The 14,079-nt window shown below is 67.1% G+C and carries 16 protein-coding genes and 4 tRNA genes; 10 read left to right on the plus strand and 10 right to left on the minus strand.

Annotation, left to right across the window (positions count from 1 at the left end; all coding sequences use genetic code 11):
- Positions 1–4: 4 nt before the first annotated feature.
- Complete coding sequence (locus tag A7G45_RS03105) at positions 5–652, plus strand: pyridoxamine 5'-phosphate oxidase family protein (protein WP_260933553.1); 648 nt, start codon at positions 5–7, stop codon at positions 650–652.
- Here A7G45_RS03105 and A7G45_RS03110 read toward each other — a convergent pair.
- Positions 610–1,638, minus strand: a complete 1,029-nt coding sequence (locus A7G45_RS03110; RefSeq protein ID WP_260933556.1) for a hypothetical protein — start codon at positions 1,636–1,638, stop codon at positions 610–612. The genes A7G45_RS03105 and A7G45_RS03110 overlap by 43 nt on opposite strands.
- Positions 1,639–2,144: 506 nt before the next feature.
- Here A7G45_RS03110 and A7G45_RS03115 point away from each other — a divergent pair.
- On the plus strand, positions 2,145–2,273 hold the full coding sequence (locus A7G45_RS03115; protein WP_260933559.1) for a hypothetical protein: 129 nt from the start codon (positions 2,145–2,147) through the stop codon (positions 2,271–2,273).
- A gap of 94 nt (positions 2,274–2,367) precedes the next feature.
- Positions 2,368–3,054, plus strand: a complete 687-nt coding sequence (locus A7G45_RS03120) for a hypothetical protein (RefSeq protein ID WP_260933562.1) — start codon at positions 2,368–2,370, stop codon at positions 3,052–3,054.
- Positions 3,055–3,531: 477 nt separating this feature from the next.
- Here the strand turns inward: A7G45_RS03120 and A7G45_RS03125 are convergent.
- The 3 genes from A7G45_RS03125 to A7G45_RS03135 form a co-directional block, all read right to left on the minus strand.
- Positions 3,532–3,605, minus strand: a tRNA-Phe gene (locus A7G45_RS03125).
- 25 nt (positions 3,606–3,630) lie between these two features.
- Positions 3,631–3,707 (minus strand) — tRNA-Asp (locus tag A7G45_RS03130).
- Positions 3,708–3,741: 34 nt separating this feature from the next.
- Positions 3,742–3,814, minus strand: a tRNA-Glu gene (locus A7G45_RS03135).
- A gap of 164 nt (positions 3,815–3,978) precedes the next feature.
- Here A7G45_RS03135 and A7G45_RS03140 point away from each other — a divergent pair.
- Positions 3,979–4,054, plus strand: a tRNA-Lys gene (locus tag A7G45_RS03140).
- Positions 4,055–4,115: 61 nt separating this feature from the next.
- Positions 4,116–4,580, plus strand: a complete 465-nt coding sequence (locus tag A7G45_RS03145; protein WP_260933565.1) for a PaaI family thioesterase — start codon at positions 4,116–4,118, stop codon at positions 4,578–4,580.
- Positions 4,581–4,590: 10 nt separating this feature from the next.
- Here the strand turns inward: A7G45_RS03145 and A7G45_RS03150 are convergent, their stop codons facing one another.
- Entirely contained in the window at positions 4,591–5,313 is a 723-nt protein-coding gene (locus tag A7G45_RS03150) for a MerR family transcriptional regulator (protein WP_260933568.1), read from the minus strand.
- A gap of 80 nt (positions 5,314–5,393) precedes the next feature.
- Here A7G45_RS03150 and A7G45_RS03155 point away from each other — a divergent pair, with 80 nt between their 5' ends.
- From A7G45_RS03155 to A7G45_RS03165, 3 genes are read left to right on the plus strand one after another with little or no spacing between them, the layout of a single operon-like run.
- Positions 5,394–6,185 carry an SDR family NAD(P)-dependent oxidoreductase gene (locus tag A7G45_RS03155; RefSeq protein WP_260933571.1) on the plus strand — a complete coding sequence of 264 codons (792 nt, stop codon included), beginning with the start codon at positions 5,394–5,396 and terminating at the stop codon, positions 6,183–6,185.
- 32 nt (positions 6,186–6,217) lie between these two features.
- Entirely contained in the window at positions 6,218–7,207 is a 990-nt protein-coding gene (locus A7G45_RS03160) for an SDR family NAD(P)-dependent oxidoreductase (protein WP_260933574.1), read from the plus strand.
- Positions 7,208–7,220: 13 nt separating this feature from the next.
- Positions 7,221–8,843: an AMP-binding protein gene (locus A7G45_RS03165; RefSeq protein WP_260933577.1), complete on the plus strand. Its 1,623-nt coding sequence runs from the start codon at positions 7,221–7,223 to the stop codon at positions 8,841–8,843.
- Between the two features lie 15 nt (positions 8,844–8,858).
- Here the strand turns inward: A7G45_RS03165 and A7G45_RS03170 are convergent, their stop codons facing one another.
- The 3 genes from A7G45_RS03170 to A7G45_RS03180 are packed head-to-tail and all read right to left on the minus strand — an operon-like array spanning position 8,859 to position 10,752.
- Positions 8,859–9,518: a cation efflux transmembrane domain-containing protein gene (locus tag A7G45_RS03170; protein WP_260933579.1), complete on the minus strand. Its 660-nt coding sequence runs from the start codon at positions 9,516–9,518 to the stop codon at positions 8,859–8,861.
- Entirely contained in the window at positions 9,515–9,856 is a 342-nt protein-coding gene (locus A7G45_RS03175) for an ArsR/SmtB family transcription factor (protein WP_043390440.1), read from the minus strand. Before A7G45_RS03175 ends, A7G45_RS03170 begins: the two co-directional genes overlap by 4 nt.
- A 53-nt stretch (positions 9,857–9,909) precedes the next feature.
- Positions 9,910–10,752 (minus strand): MarR family transcriptional regulator, encoded by an 843-nt coding sequence (locus A7G45_RS03180; RefSeq protein ID WP_260933581.1) that lies wholly within the window; start codon positions 10,750–10,752, stop codon positions 9,910–9,912.
- Between the two features lie 82 nt (positions 10,753–10,834).
- On the opposite strand from A7G45_RS03180, the gene A7G45_RS03185 reads away from it, so the two are divergent.
- Together A7G45_RS03185 and A7G45_RS03190 are read left to right on the plus strand one after the other, a co-directional pair.
- A complete protein-coding gene (locus A7G45_RS03185; protein ID WP_260933584.1) occupies positions 10,835–11,161 on the plus strand; it encodes a putative quinol monooxygenase in 327 nt (108 codons plus the stop codon).
- A gap of 3 nt (positions 11,162–11,164) precedes the next feature.
- Complete coding sequence (locus tag A7G45_RS03190; RefSeq protein WP_260933587.1) at positions 11,165–11,782, plus strand: NADPH-dependent F420 reductase; 618 nt, start codon at positions 11,165–11,167, stop codon at positions 11,780–11,782.
- Between the two features lie 37 nt (positions 11,783–11,819).
- Here A7G45_RS03190 and A7G45_RS03195 read toward each other — a convergent pair whose 3' ends face one another.
- A complete protein-coding gene (locus A7G45_RS03195; RefSeq protein ID WP_260933590.1) occupies positions 11,820–12,968 on the minus strand; it encodes a serine/threonine-protein kinase in 1,149 nt (382 codons plus the stop codon).
- A gap of 88 nt (positions 12,969–13,056) precedes the next feature.
- Complete coding sequence (locus A7G45_RS03200; protein ID WP_260933591.1) at positions 13,057–14,067, minus strand: oxygenase MpaB family protein; 1,011 nt, start codon at positions 14,065–14,067, stop codon at positions 13,057–13,059.
- Positions 14,068–14,079: the final 12 nt, after the last annotated feature.

Raw genomic sequence — 14,079 nt, forward strand, 5'->3', positions numbered from 1 at the left:
CGTTGTGTCGACCGAGCCGAACAACCACTATCACCACCTGGCATTCGGCCCCGATGCGCTGAATCGTCAGCAGCACAACGGCAGCTATCTGGCCTATGGCCGGCACACCGAACGCGCCGACGACGGCCCCCAGCGCCTCGACGACCGTGAGCTGCTGATGATCCGGCGGGCGGACCAGTTCTGCTTGGCCACCGTCACCCCCAACGGCTGGCCCTATCTCCAATACCGCAGCGGCCCAGCCGGATTCGTCCGGTACCTGCCCGAGACTGGCCGGCTGCGGTTCATCGATCTGCCGGGCAACAACCAGTTCGTCACCCTCGGCAACCTGGCGGCCGACGACCGGCTGGCGATGTTCTTCGTCGACTACCCGCGGCGCAGCAGGCTCAAGGTCTTCGGCCGCGGAACAGTCGTCGAAGACGGGCCGCAGCGGGAGATCGAGATCGCGGTCGAGGCCTTCGACTGGAACTGCTCGCGCTCCATCATCCCGCGCTTCGATCGCGAGTACCTGCGTGAGCTGGGTGAGGCGTACCAAGCCAAGTTCGACGGGCGAGAAGCCGAGCTGCAGGCCGAGATCGACGCGCTCAGGGCGCGAGTGGCGGAGTTGGAGGCTCAGCCGCCCGCCAACGCCTCCCGGAACTCATCCGAGACGTAGAACGGGATGAGCCGACGGCGCAGTACCGACTCCAGATAGCCCCGCTCGTCGAGCAAGGCGATGACCGGAGGGCCGAAACGGAGGGCTTCCTCGATCATGTCCTCCCGCCCCACTCCGAGATCGAGCAGCAGCTCGTAAAGGCTTACCTCGCCGTACTTTTCGAAGACGTGGTCGATGCCCTCGTCGAGCAGCGCCCGGAAGTAGTCGGTGTCGCGAAAGGTGCGCCAGAATTCGTAGACCGGCACGACCGCGTCCTCGACGTCGCGAGCGGAAATCGCCGATGCCGCCGACGACAGCGGGGTGTCGAGGTTACTGCGCCACAGCTCGTTGACCGCATCGGCGAGCACGTTCTCGTCCGCATGCGTGTGCGCGAGGAGAAAGCGGGCGCCACGGCGCGCCAGGCCCTCTGCCCGAAGCTCCAGCCGTTCGACCGCAGACTGCGGCATCCGGGCGCCGAGTCCGCCAATGATGCGGCCCACCCGGCCGCGGGCCAATGACTTGCCACCCTCCGTGACAGATTCCGCGAGCGAGTGCTGAACCAGCGTCACGCAGAATTCCGCGAACGCCTCGCTGCTCAGGATTCGCTCCAGCACGCGCTGGGTGACCCCCATCTCGACCACCATCGCGCTGAGCTCACCGAAACGCCGCCCGTCGATGACGTCGCCGAAGCTGGTGTCCGTGGTCGCGGTGAGCTGATACAGCCGCAAGGCAACCTCACTGACCAGTTCCGCGATGCCGCCTTCCACCGGCACCTGCACGGCGTACTTCGCGGCAACATTCTTGATCATGGTGGGCGTGACGGCGTCAGACAGCGTGATCTCCGACGCCTCCAGCAGGGCGTGCTCGATCTCGTCGAGCACCAAGCTGTGGTAGTTCTCGCCGCGCAGCTGCTGCATGGCGAACGCCACCTGCGCGTCGAGGAGGCGGGCGGCGACCGGTTCGAGCTGCGGCTCGAGGTCGTCGACCGGCTCAGGGAAATTGGTCATCACCAGCACCTTACCCAGCTGAACTCAGCGGCCGCGGGTTGCAAGACCGGCCGGCACCTCGATACTCAGCGACGCACCGCCGGACTGTGCCCCACCCCGGACTGCGGCACCGACATGGGCGGACGGTTCTGCCTCATACTCAGGCAAGCGCCCAGGCCGCCGCCTACACATGGCACACCGTTGATGGTCGGTACCGGTCCACCTGATCGGTTCCCGGTTGGATCGAAAGCAGCGTCGGCCGCCGCGGGCGATGCAAGGCCGATCGCCAGTGCCCCGCATGCCGCCAGGTACGTGCCCATCCGAAAGAGACCGGCCATCATCGCCACGCTTTCACCCGTTCAGTAACCAACGTAGCCCGACGCCCACGGTTAGAGGTACACCCGCGAGTTGACTGAGTGAGTGCGCGTGTTCCGTCCTGCTGTCACCTCAGCGGGAGACGCCCAAATCTCCGCGGGAACCATGCCGGTGATCCCTTTATCCTTGGATTTCGGGGGCAGGGGGATGCGATGGACTACCTGGCGGGACAGCTCGTCTTCTTAGCGATCGTCGCGGCGCTTATCGGCGGCGTGATCTGGGCAGTGGTCGTGATGCGCAAGCCACGCCCGCGGTTTGAAGACGAAGACGACGAACTATGACTCGCTGGTCCGCAGTCGCAGCGATCGTTGCCTCGGTTGCCGGAGTTGCCGCGCTGTCGGCTGCCCCCGAGTCCACCGCCGAACCGATGACGGTGTGTCCTCCGAACCAGTCGACGTACTGGAACGGGCAGCCGTGCTTCCCGCAGCCCTGCGTGCCCCCGTACGCGCCGGGAATCCCGCCGTGCTTCATGCCGGCGCCACAGATCGGCCCGAACGGCGCGCCGGTATTCGGATGAGCTGCGTTGAACTCCACGGTCGGCGCTTCGTTACGGCGCAGATCGCTCACGTCACCGGGGCCGTGTCGTGGTGGGTGTTCGTCGTCGCTCGTCTTATGACGGAGATGAATTCAGCGCCATTGAACTTCGGCCTGCCGCGGCGGTACGCCGACTACGACGAGTCGATATTCGGAGTCGGGTTGGGGCACAAAGACTCTGGCTGGACGGCGTACGAGCCGCTGACCAACCATCCGCCCTCGCCGCTGAACGATGTGTTCTTCATCGCGAACGTCATCGCGAGCGTCGCGGTCGTGGCGCTGGCTATCGCTGCGATTGCCGCCACGGTCGAGGCGACAACCGTCGCGAGATGGCCAGCAGGCATTGCCACGATTCTCACGCCGATCACCGGCGCGGTCATCATCCTCAGTGCGCTCCACTACGGCACCCGCTTCGGCGGTGGTTTCCAGTTGAACCTGGTGATCGTGTTCGTGCTGGTGCTGGTCGGCATCGCGATTCGTGAAGTGTGGAGCCGGGTGTGGGCGCCTCGCCCGACCCGGGCCGAATAATCTCCACCCGGATTGGCGGTGACGCGGTTCTCCACGGCGCAGAGGGCCGCATTGAACGACGCGTCGGGTGCCGAGTGACGGCGATGAAGGTACGCGGCGAGTACGACACCGGAGTTGGGATCGGTAGCGCTGCGGTGATGGTCCGCTTCGTCCCGTAAGTGCGTACACGATGCGGAGGACGCGATCATGTGGTGGACGATTCCGGTAGTGGTCATCGCGTTCGACGCGGCGCTCATTTTGCTCTTCGTAACCGTCAAGCGACGGGGGCTTCAGCGCCTTGGAACTACCCGCGGCGGGAGCTTCGGGCCTGTTGCCGACGCCGGAGCTGCCGGCTGGGCGGCCGGTGCCGACTTCTCCGGCTGCGGCGAGGGAGGCCACGGGGCGCACTCGGGTTGCGGTGGTGGGCACAGCGGCTGACAATCACGGCACGCGCCCCAAATACGAGAAAAACCACCCGTCTCCAGGTGGTTCTTGAAGTGGCCAGGGCCGGGATCGAACCGGCGACCTTCCGCTTTTCAGGCGGACGCTCGTACCAACTGAGCTACCTGGCCGGAAGGGCAAGTTGCCTCGCCGTTCTGGCGACCCTGACGGGACTCGAACCCGCGACCTCCGCCGTGACAGGGCGGCGCGCTAACCAACTGCGCCACAGGGCCTTACGCACTGCTTGCTCCGCGTTTCCGCGTTGCGTACCCCCAACGGGATTCGAACCCGTGCTACCGCCGTGAAAGGGCGGCGTCCTAGGCCACTAAACGATGGGGGCCAATCCGAATCTCTTCGGGGGCACTCTCAACGTTTCCGTTGGGAGCTTCGATAGCTTAGGGCACGACTGCCTCACGGCCCAAATCGGCACTACAGACCCCTCGGCGCCGCACAACCGGCCACCCCCGAAGGCTGCCGCGCGGGACGCAGTATCCTGTCTCCCACGCCCCTATAGCTCAGTCGGTAGAGCTACGGACTTTTAATCCGCAGGTCCCAGGTTCGAGCCCTGGTGGGGGCACCACAAGCACCACAAGCCCGCGAAATCAGTAGCCGCGTTCATCGCGGTGGATAGTCTTGGCAACGTGACGAACACCGCCGATGCAGCCCAGCTCGAGTTCATGAACTCGGCGTTCGCGACCACCATCCCGTCCGCTCACGGCCTGGGCGTCCGAGTCGTCGAGGTCCGCCGCGGGTTCGCCGCCACCACCGCCCCAATCACGGGTAATGGCAACCACTTTGGCGTGATGTACGCCGGCGTGCTGTTCACCGTCGCCGAGGTGCTCGGCGGGATTCTCGCCCTCACCGCATTCGACCAGAGCCAGTTCTATCCCCTGGTCAAGGACATGTCGATCCAGTACAAGGCACCGGCGAAATCCGATGTGCTGGCACAGGCCGAGATGAGCGACGCAGACATCGCGCGGATCGAGGCCGAGGCCGCACAGAACGGCAAGTCCGAGTACGTCGTCGAAGCGGTCGTGACCGACGCCGACGGCACGGTCGTGGCCACCACCCAGGCGACCTGCCAGCTGCGCCGGCACGCGAGGTAGCCGACGCGAATTACTTCGCCGGAATCTCCAGCTCCGCCACGCGTTCCTGCACCGCCTGACTGATCGCGGCGGTGAACCGGTCGGCCATCATCTGCGCCGCGAGCGGCCGCAGGTTGGGCACCACCTTGGCGATCCGCCCGAGGTACACGTTGGGGTCCTCAGCCTCCCGAATCCGGCTGAAGACGACGTCCGTCACCTCGTTGGCAAGGGCGTCGATGTGCTTGTCGACGACGCCGGCCAGGCGCCGGACATCCTCGGCAGGCACGTTGGTGTCGCGCAGGTTCATGGCCGCGCCCAGGACCGACTGCCGGACGCTGAACGTGCCGTCATCCAGGCGCCGGATGGCACCCAGCGCCTCGAGCGTCTGCAGCCCCCGGTCGTCCAGCGAGAGGCCGGCACGTTGTTCGAGTTCCCGTAGGTCCACGGTCTCGTCTTCGGCCGGGCTCCACGGTGTGAGAAGTGCCGCACGCACGGCGAGGTCGTGGGCCGTCGCGCCCTCCGGCAGCCGCGCCAGCACTTTGGTGATGGCCGCCAGGGTGTAGCCGTGCTGCTGCAGCTGCTGCACCAACTCGAGCCGAATGCGGTGCGGCGCACCGTAATAGGCGAGGCGTCCGCGCCGCTCGGCCGGCGGCAGCAGGCCGCTCTCGTTGTAGAAGCGAATGGTCCGCACCGTCATTCCGGTGCGCGCAGCGAGTTCGTCGATGGTGAATTCCTCGACTGTGACATCTGTCATTCCACGAAGTATAGACACCAACATTCACACTGTGCCAGTGTTACTGGCACAGTCACACGTCGACATGAAATGAGAGCCACATGACTCTGCCGAAGCCCTCTGGCACCACCGAGGTCGTCATCACTGGTGCCTCGTCCGGAATCGGAACCGAACTGGCCCGGGTGCTCGCCGCCCGCGGCTACAGCCTCTTTCTGGTCGCACGTCGCCAGGACCGACTCGACGCCCTCGCCGAGGAACTGCGCGCCGAACACGGCGTCGGCGTGACGGTGCGGCCGTGCGACCTCGCCGATGCCGCCCAGCGCCAGACCCTGATCGAGGAGCTGCGCACCCGGCCCGTCGCCGGCCTGGCCAACTCCGCCGGCTTCGGCACCAGCGGCGCCTTCCACACCCTGCCCATGGATCGCGAGCGCGAGCAGGTCGAGCTCAATGTTGTTGCGCTGCAGGAACTCACTCACGCCGTCCTGCCCGGCATGGTCGAGCGTGGCGCCGGCGCCGTCCTCAACGTCGCCTCCGTCGTCGCATTCCAGCCCATGCCGTCGATGGCGACCTACGGAGCGTCCAAGGCGTTCGTCAACTCATTCTCGGAAGCCGTGCACGAAGAGCTGCGCGGCACCGGCGTCTCCTGCACCTCGCTGTGCCCCGGACCCGTCCCCACCGAATGGGCCGAGGTCGCCTCGGCCCACGAGTTCAGCCTGCGACCGGCGCAGGTCTCCCCCGTCGACGTCGCGACCCAGGCCGTCGACGGCATGCAGGCCGGCGCCCGGCAGATCGTGCCCGGCCCCGTCGTGAAGCTCATGGCCATCACCGGCTCGATCACCCCCCACGCCCTGCTGCTGCCCGCCCTGCGCCTGGCCCGCCGGGCTCTGGGCTGACCACCAACCACACTCAAGAAGGGACCCCAGCCGTGAACCTGTCCGATATCACCGCACTGGCGACCAAGCCCGTCGCCGCCGTCACCGCCAAGCCGCTCGCCGTCTTCGCCAGCGTCATGAACACCCCCATCAAAACCCGCCCCATCTACCTGCAGACCGTGGTCGACGCCATCACCGGCTACACCCTCGAGGACGCCGTCGCCGGCAAGATCGTCGTGATCACCGGCGCCTCGGCGGGTATCGGTGAGACCACCGCCCGTCGCATCGGCGCTGCCGGTGGCGAGGTCGTGCTGGTGGCCCGGACCCGAGAGAACCTGGACCGCGTCGCCGACGACATCCGCGCCGACGGCGGCACCGCGCACGTGTACCCCTGCGACCTGAGCGACCTCGACGCCATCGGCGCCATGGCCGACCAGGTGCTGGCCGACCTGGGCCACGTCGACATCCTCATCAACAACGCCGGCCGCTCCATCCGCCGCTCACTGGAGCTGTCGCACGACCGGATGCACGACTACCAGCGGACCATGCAGCTCAACTACTTCGCCCCGGTCCAGCTGATCCTGAAGTTCACGCCGGGCATGCGCGAGCGCGGCTTCGGGCACATCATCAACGTGTCCTCGATCGGCGTCCAGACCAAGCTGCCGCGCTTCGGCGCCTACATCGCCAGCAAGTCGGCACTGGACGGACTGTGCGACACGTTGCAAGGTGAGACGGTGTCGGAGAACATCACCTTCACCACGGTGCACATGCCGTTGGTGCGGACCGCGATGATCGCCCCGACCAAGATGTACGACCGCTTCCCCACCCTCACCCCCGAGCAGGCCGCGGCCACGCTGTGCGACGCGATCATGCACCGCCCGCGCCGGCTGAGCCCGCCGTCAGGACAGCTCACCGCCCTCACCGACGCCCTCAGCCCGCGGCCGTTCGACATGGTGCGGAACAAGGTCTACTCGATGTTCGGTGACTCCGCCGCTGCCCAGTCAGCACCGGAAGAGTCCACCGAACCCGTTGCGGCCGAATAGAAAAAGGACTGACATGGACCTGAACTCATTGCTTGCCGAGCCGGCCCGGCGGGCCGGCCTCGAAACCCGCGCCCTCGTGGCACTGGTCCGGGCCGGCGCCATCGGCGTCGATCTGCCGCACCGGTTGTTGCAGGTCCTCCAGGCACTCGACACCTACGGACCGTTCGGGGCCGCGCCGCGCATCGCCGCGATCCGGCACGGCGCTTATCCGGCGATCGCCGACGAACGAGGCGAGCTGACGTACGCCGAATTCGACGAGGCAGTCGACCGGATTGCCAACGCATTGCGGCAGCGACTGGCTCCGGGCGACACCGTCGGCATCCTCTGCCGCAACCACCGCGGACCGCTGATCGTGGCGTTCGCCGCGTCCCGCGCCGGGGTCAACGCGGTGTGGCTCAACACGGCGTTCTCGGCCCGCCAGGCGGCAGAGGTCGCGAACCGCGAAGGTGTCGATCTGCTGGTGCATGACGTCGAATTCACCGATCTGGTCGCCGATATCGAGGCCAGGAAAGGCACGTTCGTCGCCGACATCGACAGCGCCACTGACGATCTCGACGCACTCGCGGCCGATGCGTCGCCGAAGGCGCCGCCGGCACCGGCCAAGCAGGGCCGGATCATCCTGCTGACGAGCGGCACGACGGGCACCCCCAAGGGCGCGCCGCGCGCGGAGCCGCGCAGCTTCATCCTCCCGGGCGGCCTCCTGGAACGCCTGCCCATGCGCGCTCGCGAAGCCACCATCATCGGGCCGCCGCTGTTCCACGGCACCGGGCTGCTGATCGCCATCATGACGATCGCCCTCGGCTCGAAGTTGGTGCTGCGGCGCAAGTTTGACGCCGAGCAGCTCGTGTCGGACATCGAGAAACACAGTGCGACGACGGTGTGTGTCGTGCCGGTCATGCTGCAGCGCGTGCTCGGCCTCGGCGATGACACCGTCCGCAGCTACGACACCTCGAGCCTGCGCGCCATCTTCTGCGCCGGCTCTCAGTTGCCGGCCGCCGTCGCCACCGCGGCGCAGGACCTGCTCGGCGACGTGGTCTACAACCTCTACGGCTCAACCGAAGTCGCGTTGGCGACCATGGCGACGCCGGCCGACGTCAGCGAAGCCCCCACCTCTGTGGGTAAGCCGATGCTCGGTTGCCGGATCAAGATCATCGACGACAATGGCAAGGAGGTGCCGACGCCCGGGACCGGGCGGATATTCGTCGGCGCGGCAACACAATTCGAGGGCTACACCGGCGGCGGCACCAAGGAGTTCATCGACGGGCTGATGGCCAGCGGCGACGTCGGGCACTTCGACGACAAGGGCCGGCTCTACATCGACGGCCGGGACGACGACATGATCGTCTCCGGTGGCGAGAACGTATTCCCGGTCGAGATCGAGGAACTCCTGGTCACCCATCCCGCGATCGTCGAAGCATCGGCCATCGGCGTGGACGACGAGGAGTTCGGAAAACGCCTGCGCGCCTTCGTGGTTACCGTTTCCGGCGCCGAAGTTTCGGAGGCGGACCTCAAGCAGTTCGTCAAGGACAACCTGGCCCGCTACAAGGTGCCACGTGAGGTGCTGTTCCTCGACGAGTTGCCGCGCAACCCGACCGGCAAGGTGCTCAAGCGGGACCTGGCCAACCGAACGGACTGAGCACGACCCGCGGGCCTAGTCGCAGCATCCGCAGCCATCGGACACCGCGGCAGGCTCGCGCACGGCCGGCGCACAGCAGACGTCGCCCCGCCAGGCGTTGATGCCTTCCTTCACCGCGATCCCGGCGATCACCAAGGCGGCGATCGGGTCGGCCCAGGACCAGCCGAGGACGCTGTTCACCAGCAGGCCGATCAACAGCACGGCCGACAGGTAGGTGCACAACAGCGTCTGTTTGGAGTCGGCGACCGCCGATCGTGAGCCGAGCTCACGGCCCGCGCTGCGCTGCGCGTACGACAGCACCGGCATCACGAGCAGGCTCACCGCGGCGAGCACGATGCCGATGGTCGAGTGCGCGGCTTGCCCGAATCCAAGCAGGGCCCGGATCGCATCGACGGTGACGTAGCCGGCCAACGCGAAGAACGAGTACGCGATGATGCGCAGCGCGGTCTTCTCGCGCGCTTCAGGGTCGGCCCCGGCGAACTGCCAGGCCACCGCGGCGGCCGAGGACACCTCGATCACCGAATCCAGGCCGAAGCCGACCAACGCCACCGAGGAGACGCGAGCCCCCTCCGACAGCGCGACGACGGCCTCGATGACGTTGTAGGAGATGGTCGCCGCGACCAGCCACCTGATGCGCCGCCCGAGCTGACCGCGGCGCACGTCGGTGAGCGTCATTGCCCGCACCCACAGGGCTCGCCGTCCGCGCCGACGCAGGCGCAGTTCGGATCAACCGCCAGCACGAGACCCATGAGGTCGTCCAAAGCGCGGCCGATGCGGCTGTCCGCCAGTTCGTATCGCATGCGACGTCCTTCGGGCACCGCCACCACCAGACCGCAGCCACGTAGGCATGTCAGGTGGTTGGAGAGAATCTGCCGGGAGACGCCCAGCTGGTCGGCCAGATCCGACGGATAGCCAGGAGTCCCGTTCAGGCTCAACAGGATTCGCGTGCGCGTCGGGTCGGACAGGGCATGGCCGAAACGTGACAACGCATCGGTGTGCTGCGCCGTGGTCATGCCAGAACAGTACATCAAATTCTGTATTCAGAAAATCATGTACTGCATGGCGATCACTCCGGCAGTCGCCGCAGCGTCATCCGGTGCGGCTCGTCGCCGCGCAGCACAGCAAGCTCGACGGCCTCTCCGCCACCCAGATCAGCGAGCGTCGCCGCCAGGGCACCCAAGTTGGACACCCGAGTTCCCCCAACCTCCGCAATCAGATCTCCGCGCTGCAGCCCGGCGGCCTCAGCGGGACTGCCGGCTTCGACCCCCGACACCAGCAGCCCCGCGGTGTCACTCAGGCCCACTGCCGTACGCAGGCTGCGGGCGACATGGGCGGATTCCAGCGACATCCCGAGGTACGCGCCGGGTGCCGGCCGCGGCGGTTCCAGCGAGACCAGGAGGTGACGGAGCAAGCCGGCGAGTTCTGTGCGCTCGTCAGCCGTGAGTGCCGACAAGAGCCGGTCCTCGTTGTCCAGATGCTCGGGCGCCACTGCGTCGAAGAGCCGCAGGCCAGAGTCGCTGAGCCGAATGATGCTGCCGCGCCGGTCATCCGGATCGGGCTCGCGGATCACGCTGCCCGCTTTCACCAACCGGTCGAGCCGCAGGCTGACAGTGCCAGAGGTGAGACCCAACGCGGCCATCAACCGAGCCTGCGCCATTCGATAGGGCTGCCCGGCGCGACGCAGGGTGACGATCACCAGGAAGTCAGCGGCGGTCAGTCCATGCCGGGCGAATACGTCCGCCATGCGCTGTTCCAACCGCCGGCGCACCTGCCCCATCCGATACACGACAGCCAGCGGACTGAAATCCAGGTCCGGACGCTCCCGGGCCCAATCGGCGAGCAGATAGTCGACGCTGTCCCAGGTCGCTTCACACTCCGGGATGTCATAGGACCGCCGCGCTTCACCCACGGCGACGACGATACCGCCAGGTCACCCCAGAATTCGGCCACAAGGCGTTGCAACATTGCTTGAATTCAAGCATTGTTATGCCATGAATATCTCGGACCCGGAGGCCAAGCCGTCCGTCGTCGAATACATCCGCTACCGAATTCCGCCCGAACGCGCCCGGGACTTCGTCGCGGCGTACGAAGCCGCCGCCGTTCCACTACGGGAGAGCGACCACTACCTCGGTTACGAGCTGACCCAGTGCGTAGAGGAGCCGGACCGCTGGATTCTGCGGATCCGCTGGACCTCGGTCGCCGATCACCTGGAGAAGTTCCGCCGTAGCCCGCAGTTTCGGGCGTTCTTCTCCCACATCGCGCCGTTCGTCGACCAGATCGACGAGATGCAGCACTACGTCGTGGCACTGGCGGACTGACCGATGCGTATCGCGATCATCGGCGCCGGAAATGTCGGCAGCACACTGGGACGCGCATGGCAGCAGCGCGGGCACGAAATCACTTACGGCGTACGCCATCCCGATGACAGCAGATACACCGAACTCGGCGCGGCGGTGACCGACAACGCGACGGCCGCAGCCGACGCCGACGTCGTGGCGGTGTGTACCCCGTGGCAGGGCACCCGGGCGGCCGTCACGTCCTGCGGCGACCTGTCGGGCAAGGTGTTGATCGACTGCACCAATCCGCTGACGCCCGACTTCACCGCCCTCGAACTGGGCCACACCACTTCCGGCGCCGAGCAGATCGCCGGCTGGGCTCCCGGCGCGCGGGTGTGCAAGGCGATGAACCAGATCGGCGCCCCCATGATGGACGCGCCCACACTGCCGTCGCCGCCGGTCATGTTCGTCTGTGGCGATGACGCCGACGCCAAAGACGTTGCGGCGCAATTGGTCCGCGAGTTGGGTTTCGAGTCGCTCGACGCCGGCGACCTCACCGCCGCGCGGCTGCTCGAGCCGCTGGCGCTGCTGTGGATCCACCTGGCGCTGCGCCGTGGCCTCGGTACCGGATGGGCGCTCGGGGTACTACGCACCGGCGACTGATCAGTCCAAAACTGTTGGCTGCCAAGCGAACAATGCGTCAGTCACCATGGTGCTTGTTCTTGGGACCTTTGCCTCGCCCGTTGCCCGGGCCGGTGGACGGAGGGACATCAGCAGCCGACGTCGGGGTCGACGTCAGCGGCGGAGCCGACGTCGAGGTCGGGACCGACTCCGTCGTGCTCGTCCCCACCGGCGCCGGCGTCCCCGCCGGGCGCGACGCGGCGTCGACGATCACCGCAATAACCGTCACCAGCACCGCGATGACCGCCGCACCCCACAGCAGGATCCGCGAGCGACGCCGCGGAGCGACAACCGGCAGCAGCGACGTCGTCGGATCCGGCAACGGTTGGCCGAGCACCATGGTCTGCGGCCGAGCGATGGGCACGGCTCCAGACAGAACTGCACGCATCTCGTCGGCGCTGGTGAAACGCATCCGCGGGTCGCGGGTCATCGCCCGTTCGACGGCCACCGCCAGGGCCGGTTCGGCATCGGGCCGCAGCGCGTGGAGCGGCACCGGATGCCCGTCGGCGACGGCGCGGGCCAGAGCGACCAGATTGTCCTGCGGGAAGGGTCGTCGGCCGGTCAGCGCCTCGTATCCGACGACGCCGACGGCGTAGAGGTCGTCGGCGACGGTGGCCGGTCGCCCGGACAGCCGGTCGGCGCTGAGATAGCCCATCGTTCCGACGACCTGGCCGGCCACCGTGTGGTTCGAGTCGGCACTCTTGGCGATGCCGAAGTCGGCGAGCTTCGCCGCTCCCGAATCAGCCAAGAGAATGTTCCCGGGCTTGATGTCGCGATGCAGGATGCCGGCCGCATGTGCCATGGCCAGCGCCGACAGCACGCCGTCGAGGACGGACCGGACGAGGTCTTGCGGCAGCGGACCCGCGGCGATCGCATCCGCCAACGTCCGGCCCGGCAGCCGCTCCATGACGATGTACGGCGTGCCGTCCTGCTCGCCGTAATCGTGGACCGCGACGACGTGTGGATGGTTCAGCCCGGCCGCGGCACGGGCCTCGACCTGGAACCGGCGCCGGAAATCCGGCTGATCGCTGAACTGCGCATAGAGCAGTTTGACGGCGACCGGACGCTGCAGCTGGGTGTCCCAGGCGTCGCGTACCTCGGCCATGCCGCCGCGCCCCAGCGTCCCCCGCAACTGGTATCGATCGGCAAGGACGCCCGGGGCTGGCATGGCCCCAACGCTAGTCCTGATGCCGGTCAGCGGACTCCGGCGGCCGCATTGGCATCGCAGACCCCTCGCGCTGCGATGCCGGCAGGTCTCAGTCGACCTTCGGGCAGTAGAAGTTGGGGCTGTCGCGGTACTCGACCGGCGGCAGATTGCGCGCGGGCGTCTGCACCAGCGGCGCGTCGACCGGCAGCCGGCCCGACGCCCGATCCACCGCCGAGCGCTTGCGCGGATGCATCAGCGCCCGCTTGGGGCCGTACTTGGCGGCCAGCGTGATCACCGTGCACAGCCGGTCATGCAGCCGCTGCTGCCGGGGCGACCAGGTGTACCCCATCAACTCGCGCACCGGCTCGTCATACAGCGCCACCGTCATAAAGGTCAGGAACCGCTGCATCACCGACAGGTTCAGCTTCCACAACCGATCCGGAACCCATTGCAGCGAAGGATGTTTGGGCATCGTCGACAAATCCATCACCGTCGTCGCGGCCCAGTTCTTCTCCAGCACATTGCGGCACATGTGATCCCAGTACTCCTGGAATTCCTCCCAGCTCTTCGGCACCGGCCGCATGCTCATGCCGTACATGCAATACCAGGTGACATGTTCATCGAACAGCTGCCGCTTGTCGGCCTCGGTGATACCGCCACCGAACTTCTCGGCCGCCAGCAGCGTCGACTTGAAGAACGTCGCGTGCGCCCAGTAGAAGACCTCGGGATTCAGTGCGCTGTAGCGCCGCCCCTGCTTGTCCACCCCTTTAATGCCGACGTGGTAGTCGCGGACCTCGGCGCCGGTCTGCGGTGCGCGGTACCCGTCGAACACCACCCCGCCGATCGGATAGATCGACCGGAACAACCGTGGCATCCGTTCGATGAAGAAGATCGAGTGCTCCTCGACTGCGGCGCCCAGCTGCGGGTGCATGTTCTGCATCGAGCCGGCCCAGGTGCCCTGGAACAGCCCGGTCCATTGGCCGAAGTACTTCCAGGTCAACGAGTCCGGCCCGAGTGGCACTGCGTCGTAGCCGCCGGGCGCAGCCGGACAACCGGCGGACACAGGGGCAGAGTCGCTGGTCACGGGGCATACGTCGGAAGTATTTTGGGTCACCGGCATTCTTTCCTGGAT

This window comes from Mycolicibacterium llatzerense (genome assembly GCF_025331195.1).
In the GTDB taxonomy this organism is placed as follows: domain Bacteria; phylum Actinomycetota; class Actinomycetes; order Mycobacteriales; family Mycobacteriaceae; genus Mycobacterium; species Mycobacterium llatzerense.

Coding starts and splice junctions, on each gene's coding strand:
- A7G45_RS03110 (WP_260933556.1), bottom strand. CDS start 1,638: ATGACCAATTTCCCTGAGCCGGTCGACGACCTCGAGCCGCAGCTCGAA.
- A7G45_RS03115 (WP_260933559.1), top strand. CDS start 2,145: ATGGACTACCTGGCGGGACAGCTCGTCTTCTTAGCGATCGTCGCGGCG.
- A7G45_RS03150 (WP_260933568.1), bottom strand. CDS start 5,313: ATGACAGATGTCACAGTCGAGGAATTCACCATCGACGAACTCGCTGCG.
- A7G45_RS03155 (WP_260933571.1), top strand. CDS start 5,394: ATGACTCTGCCGAAGCCCTCTGGCACCACCGAGGTCGTCATCACTGGT.
- A7G45_RS03165 (WP_260933577.1), top strand. CDS start 7,221: ATGGACCTGAACTCATTGCTTGCCGAGCCGGCCCGGCGGGCCGGCCTC.
- A7G45_RS03170 (WP_260933579.1), bottom strand. CDS start 9,518: ATGACGCTCACCGACGTGCGCCGCGGTCAGCTCGGGCGGCGCATCAGG.
- A7G45_RS03175 (WP_043390440.1), bottom strand. CDS start 9,856: ATGACCACGGCGCAGCACACCGATGCGTTGTCACGTTTCGGCCATGCC.
- A7G45_RS03185 (WP_260933584.1), top strand. CDS start 10,835: ATGAATATCTCGGACCCGGAGGCCAAGCCGTCCGTCGTCGAATACATC.
- A7G45_RS03190 (WP_260933587.1), top strand. CDS start 11,165: ATGCGTATCGCGATCATCGGCGCCGGAAATGTCGGCAGCACACTGGGA.
- A7G45_RS03195 (WP_260933590.1), bottom strand. CDS start 12,968: ATGCCAGCCCCGGGCGTCCTTGCCGATCGATACCAGTTGCGGGGGACG.
- A7G45_RS03200 (WP_260933591.1), bottom strand. CDS start 14,067: ATGCCGGTGACCCAAAATACTTCCGACGTATGCCCCGTGACCAGCGAC.